General features: G+C 37.8%; 11 protein-coding genes and 1 tRNA gene. 4 read left to right on the top strand and 8 right to left on the bottom strand.

Annotated elements, in window-relative coordinates; genetic code table 11:
- Positions 1-5: 5 nt before the first annotated feature.
- Together thrA and RMO03_RS05450 are read right to left on the bottom strand one after the other, a co-directional pair.
- Positions 6-2,453 (bottom strand): bifunctional aspartate kinase/homoserine dehydrogenase I, encoded by a 2,448-nt coding sequence (thrA, locus tag RMO03_RS05455; protein ID WP_309641080.1) that lies wholly within the window; start codon positions 2,451-2,453, stop codon positions 6-8.
- 87 nt (positions 2,454-2,540) lie between these two features.
- A complete protein-coding gene (locus RMO03_RS05450; RefSeq protein ID WP_309641079.1) occupies positions 2,541-2,717 on the bottom strand; it encodes a hypothetical protein in 177 nt (58 codons plus the stop codon).
- A 150-nt stretch (positions 2,718-2,867) separates the two neighbouring features.
- On the opposite strand from RMO03_RS05450, the gene hutH reads away from it, so the two are divergent.
- The gene (gene hutH / locus RMO03_RS05445) at positions 2,868-4,376 is read left to right on the top strand and encodes a histidine ammonia-lyase (protein WP_309641078.1); all 1,509 of its coding nucleotides are present in this window, start codon (positions 2,868-2,870) and stop codon (positions 4,374-4,376) included.
- Here the strand turns inward: hutH and RMO03_RS05440 are convergent, their stop codons facing one another.
- The 4 genes from RMO03_RS05440 to RMO03_RS05425 all read right to left on the bottom strand — a co-directional run bounded on the left by RMO03_RS05440 (position 4,377) and on the right by RMO03_RS05425 (position 9,764).
- Entirely contained in the window at positions 4,377-4,913 is a 537-nt protein-coding gene (locus tag RMO03_RS05440; RefSeq protein WP_309641077.1) for a YetF domain-containing protein, read from the bottom strand. It abuts the gene before it with no gap.
- Positions 4,913-5,728, bottom strand: coding sequence for a class I SAM-dependent methyltransferase (locus RMO03_RS05435; RefSeq protein WP_309641076.1), 816 nt, complete (start codon positions 5,726-5,728; stop codon positions 4,913-4,915). The genes RMO03_RS05440 and RMO03_RS05435 overlap by 1 nt, the downstream gene beginning before the upstream one ends.
- A gap of 35 nt (positions 5,729-5,763) precedes the next feature.
- Positions 5,764-7,146 (bottom strand): 30S ribosomal protein S6--L-glutamate ligase, encoded by a 1,383-nt coding sequence (gene rimK, locus RMO03_RS05430; RefSeq protein WP_309641075.1) that lies wholly within the window; start codon positions 7,144-7,146, stop codon positions 5,764-5,766.
- Between the two features lie 74 nt (positions 7,147-7,220).
- Positions 7,221-9,764: an ATP-dependent Clp protease ATP-binding subunit gene (locus RMO03_RS05425; RefSeq protein WP_309641074.1), complete on the bottom strand. Its 2,544-nt coding sequence runs from the start codon at positions 9,762-9,764 to the stop codon at positions 7,221-7,223.
- Between the two features lie 261 nt (positions 9,765-10,025).
- On the opposite strand from RMO03_RS05425, the gene gyrA reads away from it, so the two are divergent.
- On the top strand, positions 10,026-12,653 hold the full coding sequence (gene gyrA / locus RMO03_RS05420) for a DNA gyrase subunit A (protein WP_309641073.1): 2,628 nt from the start codon (positions 10,026-10,028) through the stop codon (positions 12,651-12,653).
- Between the two features lie 18 nt (positions 12,654-12,671).
- Positions 12,672-13,955 (top strand): tetratricopeptide repeat protein, encoded by a 1,284-nt coding sequence (locus RMO03_RS05415; RefSeq protein ID WP_309641072.1) that lies wholly within the window; start codon positions 12,672-12,674, stop codon positions 13,953-13,955.
- Positions 13,956-14,078: 123 nt separating this feature from the next.
- Here the strand turns inward: RMO03_RS05415 and RMO03_RS05410 are convergent, their stop codons facing one another.
- Both RMO03_RS05410 and RMO03_RS05405 read right to left on the bottom strand, forming a co-directional pair.
- Positions 14,079-14,840 carry a C40 family peptidase gene (locus RMO03_RS05410; protein WP_309641071.1) on the bottom strand — a complete coding sequence of 254 codons (762 nt, stop codon included), beginning with the start codon at positions 14,838-14,840 and terminating at the stop codon, positions 14,079-14,081.
- A gap of 177 nt (positions 14,841-15,017) precedes the next feature.
- Positions 15,018-16,196: an acetyl-CoA C-acyltransferase gene (locus RMO03_RS05405; protein ID WP_309641070.1), complete on the bottom strand. Its 1,179-nt coding sequence runs from the start codon at positions 16,194-16,196 to the stop codon at positions 15,018-15,020.
- A gap of 280 nt (positions 16,197-16,476) precedes the next feature.
- On the opposite strand from RMO03_RS05405, the gene RMO03_RS05400 reads away from it, so the two are divergent.
- Positions 16,477-16,563, top strand: a tRNA-Ser gene (locus RMO03_RS05400).
- The last annotated feature ends 59 nt before the right edge of the window (positions 16,564-16,622 follow it).

Raw genomic sequence — 16,622 nt, 5'->3', positions numbered from 1 at the left:
TTATTTTACACATTTCCAATTCGAACAACATCCGCGAAAATTCCAGAAGCTGTAACTGCGGCTCCGGCTCCGGCGCCTTTGATTAATAAAGGTTGGTCGATATAACGGTCGGTGTAAAATTGCACAATATTGTCTTTTCCTTCTAGATTGTAAAACGGACTGTCTGAAGGGATGAATTGCAATCCAACGCTAGCTTTACCGTTTTCAAAAGAAGCTACGAATTTGAGTCGACTGTTTTTTTGTTTGGCTTCGGCTAATAGGTTTTCGAAATGACTGGAATGTTTGATTAACGATTTGAAGAAGTCTTCATTATTCGTTGTATTCATACATTCAACAGGCAAGAACGAATTGTTTTGAATGTCTTCCATTTCCATTTCGTAACCGCTTTCGCGAATTAGAATTAAAATCTTGCGAGCCACATCAACGCCGCTTAAATCAATTTTCGGGTCAGGTTCTGTAAAGCCCTGAACACCTGCTTCTTTAACTACATCGTGAAAGTTATAAGTTTCACTAAAATTATTAAAAATAAAATTCAAACTTCCTGATAAAACGGCATTGATTCTATTGATTTTATCACCCGAAGCAATCAAATGTTTCAATGTATCGATGATTGGTAAACCGGCACCAACGTTGGTTTCAAACAAAAATGGCGCATTGTATTTTCGCGACAATTGTTTCAAGTTACTGTAATTATCATAAGCTGATGAACACGCAATTTTATTACACGTTACAACAGCGATATTCTTTTCTAAATATTGATCATAAGTATTCGCAATCGCTTCATTGGCTGTAATATCAACGAAAATACTGTTGCGCAAATTGAGGTCTTTTACTTTAGAAATGAAGTTGTCTTTATTGGCGGTTTCACCGTTTTCTATTAATGTTGCCCAATCTTTCAATGCAATGCCTTCTTCATCAAAATGCATTTTTCTTGAATTCGAAATGGCAATCACACGCACGTTGATTTTTAAATTGTCTTTCAAAAATTTCTTTTGTTGGTGGATTTGATCGATGAATTTTTCGCCTACATTTCCAACGCCCATGACGAATAAATTCAACTGTTTGGTGTTGTCTTCAAAGAAACGTTCGTGCAAAGTATTGAGTGCTTTCTTGACATCTCGCTCGTTAATCACGACAGAAATATTGCGTTCAGAAGCACCTTGCGCAATCGCGCGAATGTTGACATTGTTTTTTCCTAAAGTGCTGAACATTTTACCGCTCAAGCCTTGATGGTTTTTCATACTTTCACCAACCAATGCTACGATGCAAAGATTTTTTTCAACAATACATGGATCGATTTTGTTTTGGGCGATTTCGAGTTCAAATGCTTTATTAATCGAAACTTCGGCTTTATCAGCATCAGAATTTAATATACCAATACAAATCGAATGCTCAGAAGAAGCTTGTGTAATAAAAATCACATTGATACTTTCCTGCGACAATACTTCAAACAAACGTTTTGATGAACCTGAAACACCAATCATTCCAGAACCTTCGAGTGTAAGCAAAGCAATCTTATCGATATGAGATATTCCTTTGATTGGATTTTCTTTGCCGCTAACGGTAGATGTGATCAAGGTTCCGGCAGCTTCTGGCTCAAATGTATTCTTAATTAAAATGGGAATATTTTTCTTCAAAACCGGTTGAATCGTTGGCGGATACAAAACTTTCGCTCCGAAATGCGACAATTCCATAGCTTCTTGATACGAAATCGTTTCAATCGGTTGTGCTTGCTTTACGATTTTTGGATTGGCAGTAAACATACCGTTAACATCCGTCCAAATTTCTAATTGCGATGAGTTTAAAGCACCGGCCACAATCGCCGCTGTATAATCTGAACCTCCACGACCTAAAGTTGTGGTGTTGCCATCTTCTGAAGAAGCAATAAAACCAGGCATTACGGTTACGGTATTGGAAGTTGATTTGAAGAAATCGGCAATCAATTGATTGGTTACATCAAAATTAACCACTGCTTTTCCGAAATGGTTGTTGGTTTTGATGACTTCGCGGCTGTCTTTATAACCTGCATTACTATTTTTTTGCTGTAAAGCTTTGGCGATGATTTGGGATGACAATAATTCACCGAAACTCAATATCGTATCGGAGGTACGATTTGATAATTCACCCAAAAGGTAACAACCGTCGAGTAAGGTTTTTAAGTGATTGATGTTGCTGTTGATGGTGTCAATCAATTCGCTTTGTTCGGATAAAGAAATCAATTGCTCAATGGCTTCCTTGTGTTTCTTTTCGATTTGGTTGACGATTTCTTTGTAGTTTTTGTCTTTCGCCGCTGCATTCGAAGCTGCTAAAACCAACAAATCAGTGACACCACTAAAGGCAGAGACCACTACAACGAGCTTATCACTTTTTGAGGTTTTGTCAACAATATCAAGGACAAGATTAATATTTTGGGCATTGGCTACTGAAGTTCCACCAAATTTTAATACGTTCATTTTCAATCTATTTTAGGTAAGGTGTTTTAAAGACAAGTTTAACTTTTTCTCATAAGAAGCAAAAAACAAAGGATGATATGTGATTTTTTACCCCAACGGGGTTGTAGTCGTTGATGTAACAGTAGTCACTACCAAAGTTTTGGTTGTAGTGTTGAAGTTTGTGTTTGAACTGTTATTAGCCATCATTTTTGTATTCAGAATTTCAAATGTAATGTAATTTAGTTGAGTATAAAAAATTGAAATCCATTTTTGCGAATTTTTCATTTTGAGTTGTTCTCGCTTTGATAACATTGACATTTGCGGAACAGAAGCTTCTAAAATTGGGAAATCTTCAATTATTTATAGAATATTATCAACAACACTTGCTTTTTAACAATCGTTTATGGAATTTTGAAACTTCAATCAAACAGCCACATGGAGAACATACATTACATCACTTCTGATGTACTTTCATTAGAGAATATTCAGCAAATCATCAGTCAAAATTTTACGTTGTCTCTTTCTGAAGAAGCGAAAATCAACATACAGAAATGCCGCGAATATTTGGATAATAAAATGCAATCGCATGCGGATCCGATTTATGGCATTAATACGGGTTTTGGTTCGTTGTGTAATGTCAAGATTTCGAATGAAAATTTGTCGCAACTACAAGAAAACTTAGTAAAATCGCATGCTTGTGGCACCGGAGAATACGTGCCGCAGGAGATTGTCAAATTGATGTTGCTTTTGAAAATACAATCTTTAAGTTACGGATACTCCGGCGTGCAACTGATCACTGTTGAACGTTTGGTTGATTTTTACAATCATGATATTTTGCCTGTTATTTTTAATCAAGGCTCACTAGGCGCTTCAGGCGATTTGGCTCCATTGGCACATTTATCATTGCCATTATTAGGCGAAGGTGAAGTTTGGTTTAAAGGCGAAAAAGTACTTGCCAGTGCCATATTAAAACAGTTCGGTTGGGAAGCCATTACATTGCAATCAAAAGAAGGTTTGGCATTGCTCAACGGGACGCAATTCATGAGCGCTTACGGTGTTCATATCTTAATAAAAGCATTAAAATTTTCTTGGCTGGCGGATTTGATTGCAACAATTTCACTCGAAGGATTCGACGGCAGGAAAGAACCATTCAACGAATTGATTCATTACATACGCCCACACAAAGGGCAAATCGTAACGGCAAAGCGTATACTTGACTTTTTAGAAGGCAGCGAAATCATGGCTCAAGAAAAAGTACAAGTTCAAGATCCGTATTCCTTTAGATGTATTCCTCAAGTGCATGGCGCTTCGAAAGATGCGTTGGATTATGCGAGAAAAGTTTTCAAAACTGAAGTCAATTCTGTTACGGATAACCCGAATGTTTTTATTGAAAGCGACGTCATCATATCAGGCGGTAATTTTCACGGACAACCATTGGCTTTGGCTTTAGATTTTCTTGGTATTGCTTTAGCAGAATTGGGTAGTATTTCAGAAAGAAGAACCTACCAACTCATTTCAGGCTTGCGAGGATTACCAGCGTTTTTGGTGGATAATCCAGGATTGAATTCAGGTTTTATGATTCCACAATATACTGCTGCGAGCATCGTTAGTCAAAACAAACAATTGGCTACGCCAGCTAGCGTTGATAGTATTGTTTCGTCCAACGGACAAGAAGATCATGTGAGTATGGGCGCGAATGCGGCTACAAAATGTTTGAGAATCATGGATAACCTTGAACGCATTTTAGCGATTGAATTGATGAATGCTTCACAAGCGATTGCGTTTAGAAACCCATTAAAATCAAGTGAGTTTATAGAATTGTTTTTGAAATCATACCGCAGTGAAGTGTCATTGGTCAAAGAAGACAGAATCTTGCATTATGATATTGAAAATTCTGTAGCGTTTTTGAATAGTTTCCTTCTTGATGAAAGTATATTCGAATAATTAATTGTTCAAACTTCCCAAAGTTTTATGAATCTTCCTTTTATGACGAGTTTGTTTTAAAGCTTCATTTCCCGAAATGATACTGATATTGCCGTCGATTTCGAACATGGCTAGCTTCACGTCTTTGTAATGTTCAACGCCATGTTCGCGCATTGCTTCTTCAAGTTCTTCGGATGTAATGCCAAGTCTGGCTATACTTTTAAAATCGATTTTGCCATCGTGAATCAGGATTTCAGGTTTGTCTTGAATTAAATTCTTGATGAATCCCGATTTCAACATCACTTTTTTGAAAATCAAATTAATCACGAAAAGAGCAGAAGCAGCGATGATTCCACTGGTTAATGAAGTATTGCTTCCAACCATCGCATTCTGAACGGAATTGCTAATCAGCAAAATCAAAATGATATCGGCGGTGTTGAGTTGTGAAAGTTCTTTCTTTCCAAAAATTCGCAAAGCGGCAATCATAAAGAAATACACTGCAACGCTACGCAACATCACATCAAGGTAAGGATTCTCTATAACAGGAAAGTAAGTCATTATATTTTACGAAGTAACATCGTAGTGTGCATACACGAATAAATATCTTTCAATCGCGTAATGTGCCAATCTTTTTCTACCATTTTGGCAATCACTCTCGATTTGTAAGCATCATTTAATGGCAATAAATTCAACAGTACGCCATACTTGCTTTTTCCCAAAACACCGCGAATTTCCTCTATTTTAAAGTTGTTGTTGATTTTATTTAAAACCGATTTTGTAAACGGCCATTCCCAATCTTTATCACTTTGGAATGGGCGATACATGGCACGAAGCACTTTGATTGGAAAGCTGGTTTCTAACGGATCGTAAGCAATGATAATTCCGTTTGGTTTTAATTTTTCTTGAAGCCTTGAAACCAATAAATCGAAGTTTTCAAAATGATGCAACACACCGTAAGCATAGACAATGTCGAAATCTGTATGGTCAAAATCAGGTGAAAAAAAATCAACTGCAATGGCTTGTGCGTTTTTGTAATGGTGTTTTTCAATATTTTTTTGAAGGCTTGCAATAGCCACATCGCTCAAATCGATTCCGATGTATTCTTTCGCATTTTCTGCCATATAAAGCGACAAAGCATTACCGCGCAAACAACCTAAATCAAGTATTTTCTTATCGCTCATGTCGCCGAGCCAGATTTTATGTTGATCATAAACCCGGTCTTTGATGTCGAATTTTTTTCTGAAATCACTCAAGGCACCATTTCTGAAATTCGACCAAAGTGTGGAGGCAAAATTGGTTTTTCCTTTAGCATCTGAATTGTAAAATTCTTTTTGCTTTTTGTTAATTTCTAATATGTCTTCGGTGCTTTTCATTGGTTTTGTATGCTTGCTATTTGGTGCAAATATAGTTAGTTTCTGTTTTTATTTAATTTAAAATTTTTCTCGATAGCTTTGATCATTTCTCCTGCAATATCTTTGTTGGTAGCGCCTTCAATGCCTTCTAGTCCGGGAGATGAATTCACTTCTAATAATAATGGCCCTTTTGAAGAACGAATGATATCGACACCAGCCACTTTCAAATCCATAGCTTTGGCGGCTTTAATAGCGATTCGTTTTTCTTCTGATGTAGGCTTTATAATCGATGCAGTTCCACCCAAATGAATATTGGCTCTGAATTCACCCGGCAAAGCTTCGCGCTGAATAGCAGCAACAACTTTTCCATCGATCACGAAACAACGAATGTCTTTCCCGTTGGCTTCTTTGATGAATTCTTGCACTAAAATATTGGCATTCAAACTCTTGAATGCATTGATAACACTTTCTGCTGCTTTTTTGGTTTCAGCAATGACAACACCTTTGCCTTGAGTACCTTCCAATAATTTTACAATTAGTGGTGGTCCGCCAACCATTTTAATCAAATCATCAGTATCTAAAGGCGAATTGGCGAAGCCCGTAGTTGGAATTTCAACGCCGTGATTTAATAGTAATTGCAAGGAAAATAATTTGTCTCGCGATTGTGTAATTGCTGTAGATGAATTCAAGCAATATACTTTCAAAGCTTCAAACTGTCGGGTTAAAGCACAACCATAAAATGTAATGCTTGGTCGAATACGGGGAATGATAGCGTCTAAGTCATTGAGTTTTTTACCGCCACGATAGTGAATTTCTGGTTTGGTAGCATCCAATTTCATATAACATTCTTTGATGTTCAAAAAATGCATTTCATGCCCGCGCATTTCACCGGCTTCCATAATGCGTTTGTTGCTATACAATTCGGGATTGCTGGCTAAAACACCTATCCGAAGTCCTGTGGCTGCTTTCTCTGCGTCTTTATAAATTTCTTTTAAGCTATCGGTTGTCGATTGACCTAACATATAAATTTGCTCAGGATCAACTAGAACACGACCGCTCATGGCTTCACGACCTAACAGCATTCTGAAACCCATCGAGTCACGGTTCGTTAATGTCATTTCAATAGGCCAACGGTCATCGCCGATATCTAAAGTGGTTTGAATGACATAACGCTGTTCCCTGAAACCACTCGAACTTTTGACGATGCGTTTATCTACGAGTGGTGCTTCGCAATGCAGTACTGTTTTTAAATTGTTTTGAATCGGGTTGATATCAAATTTTACCCAATTGGCACCGTCTTTCAAAAACGGAGTGATATTGATAGCGTGCAATGCAGAAGTTTTTGCACCAGAATCGACACGCGCTTTGATGGTTGGAATGCCTAATTCAGGAAAGGAAAACCATTCTTCGCTTCCGAAGACAACTTTGTTTTGTGTCATGATTATAAAATTTTAGCCACAAATTCAAAAATTATACAGTATATAATTTTGGAAAATTCGTGGCTAAGAAATATTTATTTAGCAGGCTTTTCTGCTTTTTGAACCTTAACGGTGAGTTCTTGTGCGCCTTCTTCGATATCCATGAAAATCTCGTCGCCGGCACCAATTTTTGATGTGATAATTTCTTCGGCTAAAGTATCTTCAACATATTTTTGAATGGCTCTTTTTAAAGGTCTGGCACCGAACTGACGGTCGAAACCTTTTTCTGCGATAAACGCTTTGGCTTGGTCGGAAAGATTCAATTGATAGCCCAATTCCGCTACGCGAGCGTACAGTTTTTTGAGTTCAATTTCGATAATTAAATCGATGTGTTCTTTCTCTAAAGCGTTGAAAACAATCACATCATCGATTCTGTTTAAGAATTCCGGAGCAAAAGTTTTTTTCAAGGCATTTTCGATAATGCTTTTCGAATTCTCGTCGGCTTGAGCCGTTTTCGCTGCAGTTCCGAAACCAACACCTTGACCGAAATCTTTGAGTTGACGTGCTCCGACATTCGAAGTCATAATTACAATCGTGTTTTTAAAATCGATTTTTCGACCCAAACTATCAGTTAAATAACCGTCATCCAAGACTTGCAATAACATATTGAAAACATCGGGATGCGCTTTTTCGATTTCATCTAATAACACAACACAATATGGTTTTCTTCTAACTTTTTCGGTTAATTGTCCGCCTTCTTCGTAACCTACGTATCCCGGAGGCGCACCGACCAATCTTGAGATGGAGAATTTTTCCATGTATTCGCTCATGTCGATACGGATTAATGCATCTTCAGAATCGAATAGTTCTTTCGCTAAAACTTTCGCCAATTGTGTTTTACCAACTCCGGTTTGTCCGAGGAAAATAAACGAGCCAATGGGTTTGTTCGGGTCTTTCAATCCGGCGCGGTTTCTTTGAATCGAACGTGCGATTTTCAAAACAGCATCTTTTTGACCAATAACCTTACCTTCAATAAGTTCAGGAAGTTTAGCTAATTTATTGCTTTCCGTTTGTGCAATACGATTTACGGGAATTCCTGTCATCATCGAAACCACATCAGCGACGTTGTCTTCGGTCACAACAATACGGTTGCTTTTCGAATCTTCTTCCCATTGTTCTTGAGCAATAGCTAAATCTTTTTCGATGCGTTTTTCATCATCACGAAGTTTAGCGGCTTCTTCATATTTCTGTTTTTTAACGACTGAGTTTTTCGATTCACGCACTTCTTCGAGCTGACGTTCTAACTCTAAAATTTGTTTAGGCACTTCAATGTTGGTGATGTGAACACGTGATCCCGCTTCGTCTAAAGCATCAATGGCTTTGTCCGGAAGGAAACGTTCTGACATATAACGATTGGTCAACTTTACACAAGCTTCAATGGCTTCTTGAGTATACGTTACATTATGATGGTCTTCGTATTTGTTTTTGATGTTGTTCAAAATGGTGATGGTTTCCTCAACAGAAGTTGGCTCTACAATAATTTTTTGAAAACGTCTTTCGAGAGCACCATCTTTTTCTATGTATTGACGATACTCATCTAAAGTTGTAGCACCAATACATTGTATCTCGCCACGTGCTAAAGCGGGTTTGAACATATTCGATGCATCCAAAGAACCTGTTGCACCACCGGCACCAACAATCGTGTGAATTTCATCAATGAAGAGAATGATGTCGTCGTTTTTCTCGAGTTCATTCATCACCGCTTTCATACGTTCTTCAAACTGTCCTCTGTATTTAGTTCCGGCCACAAGGCTAGCCAAATCAAGTGTTACAACTCTTTTATTGAATAAGATTCTGGAAACTTTCTTTTGTGTAATACGCAATGCCAAACCTTCTGCAATTGCGGATTTACCAACGCCCGGTTCACCAATCAATAAAGGATTGTTTTTTTTACGTCGACTAAGGATTTGAGAAACCCTTTCAATTTCTTTTTCACGACCAACTACTGGATCGAGTTTTCCTTCTTCGGCCATTTCAGTTAAATCTCTACCAAAATTATCCAAAACCGGTGTTTTAGATTTTTTATTCGATTTGTTGGCAGGATTATTAAAATTGCTTTCTTTTAAACTGTCATCTTGTCCAGAATCATCATTAAACGATTCGTTTTTTGGCAAGTTTTCTAAAAAATTATCTTCGTTTGGTGTCATATTGAGGTACTGTTCTTTAGCTACATCATAATCGATTTTGAGTTTATTCAATAGCTTGGTTGTTGGGTCGTTTTCGTTTCTTAAAATGCAAAGTAACAAGTGGGCCGTACTGATAGAAGTACTTTGGAATACTTTTGCTTCTAAAAAAGTAGTCTTTAAAGCGCGTTCAGCTTGTCTTGTTAAATGTAAGTTTTTCTTTTCGTTACTAACGATTACGTTAGGATTGGCTGGGCTTAATATCTCCACTTTTCTGCGCAAATGATCTAAATCAATCGATAGATTATTTAAAATCGTGATTGCTTTGCCGTTTCCATCTCTTAAAATCCCTAGCATTAGATGTTCCGTACCAATAAAATCGTGGCCTAGACGTAAGGCTTCTTCTTTACTGTACGTAATTACATCTTTGACTCTTGGTGAAAAATTATCATCCATATTTATTAAGGTTTGGTATTGTAAATTTAATGATTCTAAACAGTCATTTCAAAAACTATTCCTCATAAAACTACTGTCAGCTAATAGACAAAAAATATTTAAAAAAAAATAGGCTGTTGAAATTAACTTATCAACTGAAAATCGCGCTCATTTTGTTAATAAATCAAGGAAATTTCCGCTTATTTATATACGAAAAATATTCGAGAAAGGTTATATTAGCAAGATTTTTTTACACAATATAATTTTTAAAATAACTAGAATATGTCTGACGGAGAAAAGTTAATCCCTATTAACATCGAAGATGAAATGAAATCAGCGTACATCGATTATTCGATGTCGGTAATTGTATCAAGAGCACTTCCAGATGTTAGAGACGGCTTGAAACCTGTACATCGTAGAGTACTTTATGGAATGTATGATTTAGGAGTTTTTTCAAATAGAGCTCACAAAAAATCCGCAAGAATTGTCGGAGAAGTTTTGGGTAAATACCATCCACACGGAGATACTTCCGTATATGACGCCATGGTTCGTATGGCCCAGGAATGGAGTTTACGTTATTTATTAATTGACGGACAAGGGAATTTCGGTTCAGTTGATGGCGATAGTCCGGCTGCAATGCGTTATACTGAAGCCAGAATGAAAAAGATGTCGGAAGACATTATGGCAGATATCGATAAAGAAACGGTTGATTTTCAATTGAATTTCGATGATACTTTATACGAGCCGAAAGTAATGCCAACGCGTGTTCCTAATTTATTGATTAATGGTGCTTCTGGAATCGCAGTAGGTATGGCAACCAATATGGCGCCACACAACTTAACCGAAGTCATCAACGGAACGATGGCTTACATCGATAATAATGACATCGAGATTGATGAATTAATCAATTATATCAAAGCACCTGATTTTCCTACTGGTGGTGTAATTTATGGTTATGAAGGTGTCAAAGAAGCTTTCAAAACCGGTAGAGGAAGAATCGTCATGCGCGCTAAAGTGAGCTTCGAGGAAGTTGATGGTAGAGAATCAATCATCGTTAGCGAAATTCCATACCAAGTGAATAAGGCAGAAATGATCAAGAAAACTGCCGATTTGGTGAATGACAAAAAAATCGATGGTATTGCCAACATCCGTGACGAATCGGACAGAAACGGAATGCGTATCGTTTACATATTAAAACGTGATGCAGTTCCAAACGTCGTGTTGAATACTTTATATAAATTCACACAATTGCAATCTTCATTCAGCGTCAACAATATTGCATTGGTTAAAGGTCGTCCGCAAATGTTGAATCTGAAAGATTTGATTCACTATTTTGTGGAGCACCGTCACGATGTAGTGGTGCGCAGAACCCAATTCGATTTGCGTAAAGCCGAAGAAAGAGCGCACATCTTAGAAGGTTTGATTATCGCTTCTGATAATATCGACGAAGTAATTGCATTAATTCGTGGTTCGAAAAACACCGAAGAAGCGCGTGAAAAATTGATGGAACGTTTCAAACTTTCCGATATTCAATCGAGAGCGATTGTTGAAATGCGTTTGCGTCAATTGACAGGTTTAGAGCAAGACAAGTTAAGAGCGGAATACGAAGATATTATGAAATTAATCGAAGAATTGAAAGCTTTATTAGCCAGTAAAGAGCTTCGTATGGAATTAATCAAAACGGAATTGCTTGAAATCAAAGACAAATACGGTGACGAACGTCGTTCGACGATTGAATATTCAGGTGGTGATGTAAGCATCGAAGATTTGATTGCCGATGAAAATGTAGTGATTACCGTTTCTCACGCAGGTTACATTAAGCGTACAAATCTAACAGAATACAAAACCCAAAATAGAGGCGGAGTAGGTCAGAAAAGTGCAGGAACTCGAGACCAAGATTTCTTAGAGCAAATGTTCGTAGCCACGAACCACCAATATATGATGTTCTTCACGCAAAAAGGAAAATGTTTCTGGATGCGTGTTTATGAAATTCCAGAAGGTAGCAAAACGGCCAAAGGAAGAGCATTACAGAACTTAATCAACATCGAAAGCGATGATAAAGTAAAAGCATTCATTTGTACACAAGACCTCAAAGATCAAGAGTATATCAATAGCCATAATTTGGTAATGGTGACTAAAAAAGGTCAAGTGAAGAAAACATCGTTGGCAAAATATTCTAAACCACGTGTCAATGGAGTTGCTGCGATTACTATCAAAGAAGGCGATGAATTGTTAGGCGCACAATTAACCAATGGTGAAAGTCAAATCATTATGGCCGTAAAATCAGGTAAATTAGTGCGTTTTGAAGAAACCAAAACCCGTCCAATGGGAAGAACCGCTTCAGGAGTACGTGGCATTACCTTAAAAGACGAATCGGATGAAGTCATCGGAATGGTTACCGTAAACGACATGAGTAGTGAAATCTTAGTGGTGGCAGAAAACGGTTATGGAAAACGTTCGAGCTTGGATGAATACAGAATTACGAATCGTGGTGGAAAAGGTGTAAAAACACTTAACATCACTGAGAAAACAGGTAAATTAATTTCGATTAATTCGGTAACAGACAATGATGATTTGATGATTATCAACAAATCAGGATTAACCATCAGAATGGCTGTTGAAGATTTGCGCGTCATGGGTAGAGCTACTCAAGGTGTCAAATTAATCAACATCAAAGGAAATGATTCTATTGCCGCGGTTGCCAAAGTCATGAAAGATGATGTTGTTGAAGAGGAACCAATCATTGGTGAAGATGGAGAAATCATTCCTGCTGATACCATCGAAAGAGTAAAACCGGTATTGGAAATTCTCGAAGACGACGGTGCTGACGACGATGACGATGATGATGATGATGTAGAAATTGACGACGAAGAAGAAGCTGATGATTCAGATGAAGATAACGACGAATAATTAATTAAATATAATTTCATGAAAAGTAAATATGTAATACTCGCATCAGCCTTACTGATATCAGTTAGCAACTTTGCTCAAAAAGACCAGATCAAAGCTGCTGAAAAAGCAATGAAAAGTGGTAATTCTGCAGAAGCAATAGCTGCGTTAACTCAAGCGGAATCCACCATTGGTAGCGCTACAGATGCTGAAAAAGCGCAATACTATTTTGTAAAAGGAAATGCTTTAGCAGATTTAGCCAACAAAAAAGTAGAAACAGGCAAAAACCTCTCAGGTGCTGCAAAAGCCTATCAAGAAGTGTTGACTGTTGAAAAAACTTCCGGTAAATCGAAATATACTGCCGATGCGAAAACCGCATTAGCCGATATGAAAAGCCAGTTGATTAACGCTGCTGTTGATGCAGGAACTGCTAAAAATTACAAAGTAGCTTCAGATTTACTTTATCAAGCTTACGAACTCGATAAAACCGATCTGGAGAAATTGTATTATGCCGCCAATTATGCGGTCAACGCTGAAGATTATGATAGAGCATTGTCTTTATATGCGGATCTTAAAAAGCAAAACTTTTCAGGAGAAGGTACGAGCTATTTTGCGAAAAATGCCTTAAATGATCAAGAAGAATTTTTCGGTTCGAATGCTGCCGCAAAAGCGGATCGTGATACTAAAGTGCGTTTGAAATTGTATACCAATCCAAGAGATGAGAAAGTTCCATCTAAAAGAGGCGAGATATACAAAAACATTGCATTAATTTTAGTACAACAAGGCAAAACCGAAGAAGCTAAAAAAGCACTCGCGGAAGCTAGAGAAGCCAATCCAGACGATACTTCAATTACGTTGACAGAGGCCAATGTGTATTTAGAACTCAATGATTTTGTGACGTATAAAAGATTGATTACCGATGTTTTGGCTAAAAATCCTAACGATGCTGATTTGGTCTATAACTTAGGGGTTATCGCTTCTAAAACGGATGTAGTTGAAGCAGAGAAATACTATAAAAGAGCGATCGAAATTAAACCGGATTACATCAGTGCTTATCTCAATTTAGCGATTATGAAACTCGATGCCGATAAAAAAATCATCGATGAAATGAATAAATTAGGAACTTCCGAAAAAGACACCAAACGCTACGAAGTATTGAAAAAACAAAGAAACGATATGTTCAATTCCGCACTTCCATATTTAGAAAAAGCATACGAATTAGAACCTGGCAATGCCGATGTAGCTGCCACATTGCTCAACGTATACGGTGCATTAGAAATGACCGATAAGAAAAAAGCGTTAAAAGCCAAAATGGGAAAATAATTTCCGCAATAAATTCCAAAGAAAAAGCCTGTCATAATTGACAGGCTTTTTTGTTTGACACGGATTTCACAAATTCACACGGATTTTATCTGTGCTAATCCGTGAAATCCGTGATAACCTTTTTTATATCATCTTCTTAATCACTCTCAACTTATGCGTATGCCGATTCGTTTCCGCATTGTAAATTCCCAAATGATCCAACCGATCAATCCGTACTTTACCACTAGAGTGAATAATATAATTGTCATCCATGATAATTCCCACATGAATGATTTTTCCTTCCTCATTATCAAAAAACGCCAAATCACCTGGCTCACTTTCCTCAATGAAACTCAATGCTTCGCCTTCCTTAGCCTGCTGTGACGCATCGCGCAACAAATGATACCCGTTCAGTTTATAAACCATTTGCGTAAAACCCGAACAATCAATACCAAACGGCGTTTTTCCACCCCACAAATAAGGAGCGTTCAAATACATAAACGACGTATTAATCAAATTCGATTTTGGTTTCACACCACTAATACGCATCCCCTCAAAATCAAAACCCGACACATTAATATCAGTGTGATTCAAAAACGACAACGAAGCACCCAACGGAATCGGCATCAATAAGTTATTAGTGGAAGTAATATATTCGACCAAATCAGAATTCAAAATAATGGCATCCTCACTGAGCTGGTTGTATTGGTCTTCAGAAATCGCTTGAAACTGCTTCACATCAATCCAACCTTCATAGCCATCATATTGCAACGTAACTTTAGCCCATTGTTTCAATGTTTCCAAAACCTTAAAGTGCTCGCCAAACAACACTTGTGAAACAATTTCACTTCGGTCGCTAGCTTCCGCCCGCAAAGGAATAATGGCTAAATTACAAATCCCAAACATGAATATATTTTTCTTTTTTAGAAGCTATTTCCTGCTTTCCTTCCAATCTTGTCATTGCGAACGAAGTGAAGCAATCTGTTGATATTTACGGCGCAATGTCAAGGATTTTCCCTCCAATCAGGGCTAGGGCATTAAATTCCAAATTACGAATCCTTTAAAATTCAATTTATAATACTTTTAATTTCTCTGAATCACAATCGCCGAAGCACCTCCGCCGCCATTGCAAATCGCAGCTGCACCAATCTTCGCATTGTTTTGCTCCAATACGTTAATCAAAGTAATGATAATTCTAACACCAGAACAACCCAACGGATGTCCTAAAGAAACCGCACCGCCATTCACATTGATCTTATCATTATCCAATCCTAAAATCTGCGCATTCGCCAAACCAACCACAGCAAAGGCTTCATTGAATTCAAAGAAATCAACATCGCTCAATTGCAAACCCGCTTTGTCTAAAGCTTTTGGTAACGCTTTCGCCGGTGAAGTTGTAAACCATTTCGGTTCTTGTGCCGCATCAGCATAACTCACTAAGGTAGCCAATGGTTTCAATCCCATCGCTTTTGCTTTTTCTTCACTCATCAAAATCACCGCACCCGCACCATCATTAATAGTCGAGGCATTTGCTGCCGTAACTGTTCCTTCTTTAGTAAACACAGCACCCAAAGTTGGAATCTTATCGAGTTTCACATTCGTATATTCTTCATCTTTAGTCACCATAATCGGTTCACCACGACGTTGAGGAACTGCAACAGGAACTACTTCTTTATCAAACTTCCCGGCTTCCCAAGCTTTGGCAGAACGCTCATACGATTGAATAGCGAAAGCATCTTGTTGTTCTCTTGTAATTTTATATTCTGTAGCACATAAGTCAGCAGAAACGCCCATAGCATTGTTGTCGTAAGCGTCTTGCAATCCGTCGCGCTGCATGCCGTCAACCATTGCAGTTGGTCCGAATTTCACGCCATTTCTCAAATGCATATAATGTGGAATCAAACTCATGTTTTCCATACCACCGGCCACAACGATTTCAGCATCACCGGCCATAATCGCTTGCGCGCCTTGCATGACAGCTTTCATTCCTGAAGCACAAACTTTATTGACAGTCGTTGCAATCACAGTATTAGGCAAACCCGCATACAAAGCTGCCTGACGTGCCGGAGCTTGTCCAACACCAGCTTGAATCACATTGCCCATAATCACTTCATCAACCAAATTCGGATCTAAATTGATTTTTTCTAATGCTCCTTTAATCGCAGCTGCACCCAAATGTGGCGCCGAGACTGTTGATAAAGCACCCATAAAACTTCCGATTGGTGTTCTTGCTGCTGAAACGATAACTACTTTTTTATTCATGACGTGGAATGGTTTATCTTATTTGGTTGCGAATTTAATCATTTTCAAGAAATACTAAATTACATTTTTGATAATATTATTGAAATTAAGCCTAAAAAGTATCGTATCAATACCAATTCAAACATCAATTTATAGCTTTATTTTTCATTTCAAAACGCTATACATTTGATTGCTAACGATTTTAATTTAACCTCAAAAAAAACGTGCAGAATAATTTGTAAAATATAGAATAGAAAGTTACATTTGCAACCGCTTAAATAATCACACGTTCTTTAAGTTTGGAGAGTTGCCTGAGTGGCCGAAAGGACATGTTTGCTAAACATGCGTATGGGAAACTGTACCAAGGGTTCGAATCCCTTACTCTCCGCTTTACGCTTTCGGGGTGTAGCGTAGCCCGGTTATCGCGCCTGCTTTGGGAGCAGGAGG

It is taken from the genome of Flavobacterium sp. (assembly GCF_031411595.1).
Taxonomy (GTDB): domain Bacteria; phylum Bacteroidota; class Bacteroidia; order Flavobacteriales; family Flavobacteriaceae; genus Flavobacterium.
The sequence above is the reverse complement of the archived record's forward strand: the minus strand, read 5'-3'. Positions and strand labels throughout refer to the sequence as shown.

What these genes read in the sequence shown, in the direction of transcription:
- RMO03_RS05405 (WP_309641070.1), bottom strand. Translation starts at nt 16,196, where the DNA reads ATGAATAAAAAAGTAGTTATCGTTTCAGCAGCAAGAACACCAATCGGA.
- RMO03_RS05435 (WP_309641076.1), bottom strand. Translation starts at nt 5,728, where the DNA reads ATGAAAAGCACCGAAGACATATTAGAAATTAACAAAAAGCAAAAAGAA.
- gyrA (WP_309641073.1), top strand. Translation starts at nt 10,026, where the DNA reads ATGTCTGACGGAGAAAAGTTAATCCCTATTAACATCGAAGATGAAATG.
- RMO03_RS05440 (WP_309641077.1), bottom strand. Translation starts at nt 4,913, where the DNA reads ATGACTTACTTTCCTGTTATAGAGAATCCTTACCTTGATGTGATGTTG.
- RMO03_RS05415 (WP_309641072.1), top strand. Translation starts at nt 12,672, where the DNA reads ATGAAAAGTAAATATGTAATACTCGCATCAGCCTTACTGATATCAGTT.
- thrA (WP_309641080.1), bottom strand. Translation starts at nt 2,453, where the DNA reads ATGAACGTATTAAAATTTGGTGGAACTTCAGTAGCCAATGCCCAAAAT.
- rimK (WP_309641075.1), bottom strand. Translation starts at nt 7,146, where the DNA reads ATGACACAAAACAAAGTTGTCTTCGGAAGCGAAGAATGGTTTTCCTTT.
- RMO03_RS05450 (WP_309641079.1), bottom strand. Translation starts at nt 2,717, where the DNA reads ATGAAAAATTCGCAAAAATGGATTTCAATTTTTTATACTCAACTAAAT.
- hutH (WP_309641078.1), top strand. Translation starts at nt 2,868, where the DNA reads ATGGAGAACATACATTACATCACTTCTGATGTACTTTCATTAGAGAAT.
- RMO03_RS05410 (WP_309641071.1), bottom strand. Translation starts at nt 14,840, where the DNA reads ATGTTTGGGATTTGTAATTTAGCCATTATTCCTTTGCGGGCGGAAGCT.
- RMO03_RS05425 (WP_309641074.1), bottom strand. Translation starts at nt 9,764, where the DNA reads ATGGATGATAATTTTTCACCAAGAGTCAAAGATGTAATTACGTACAGT.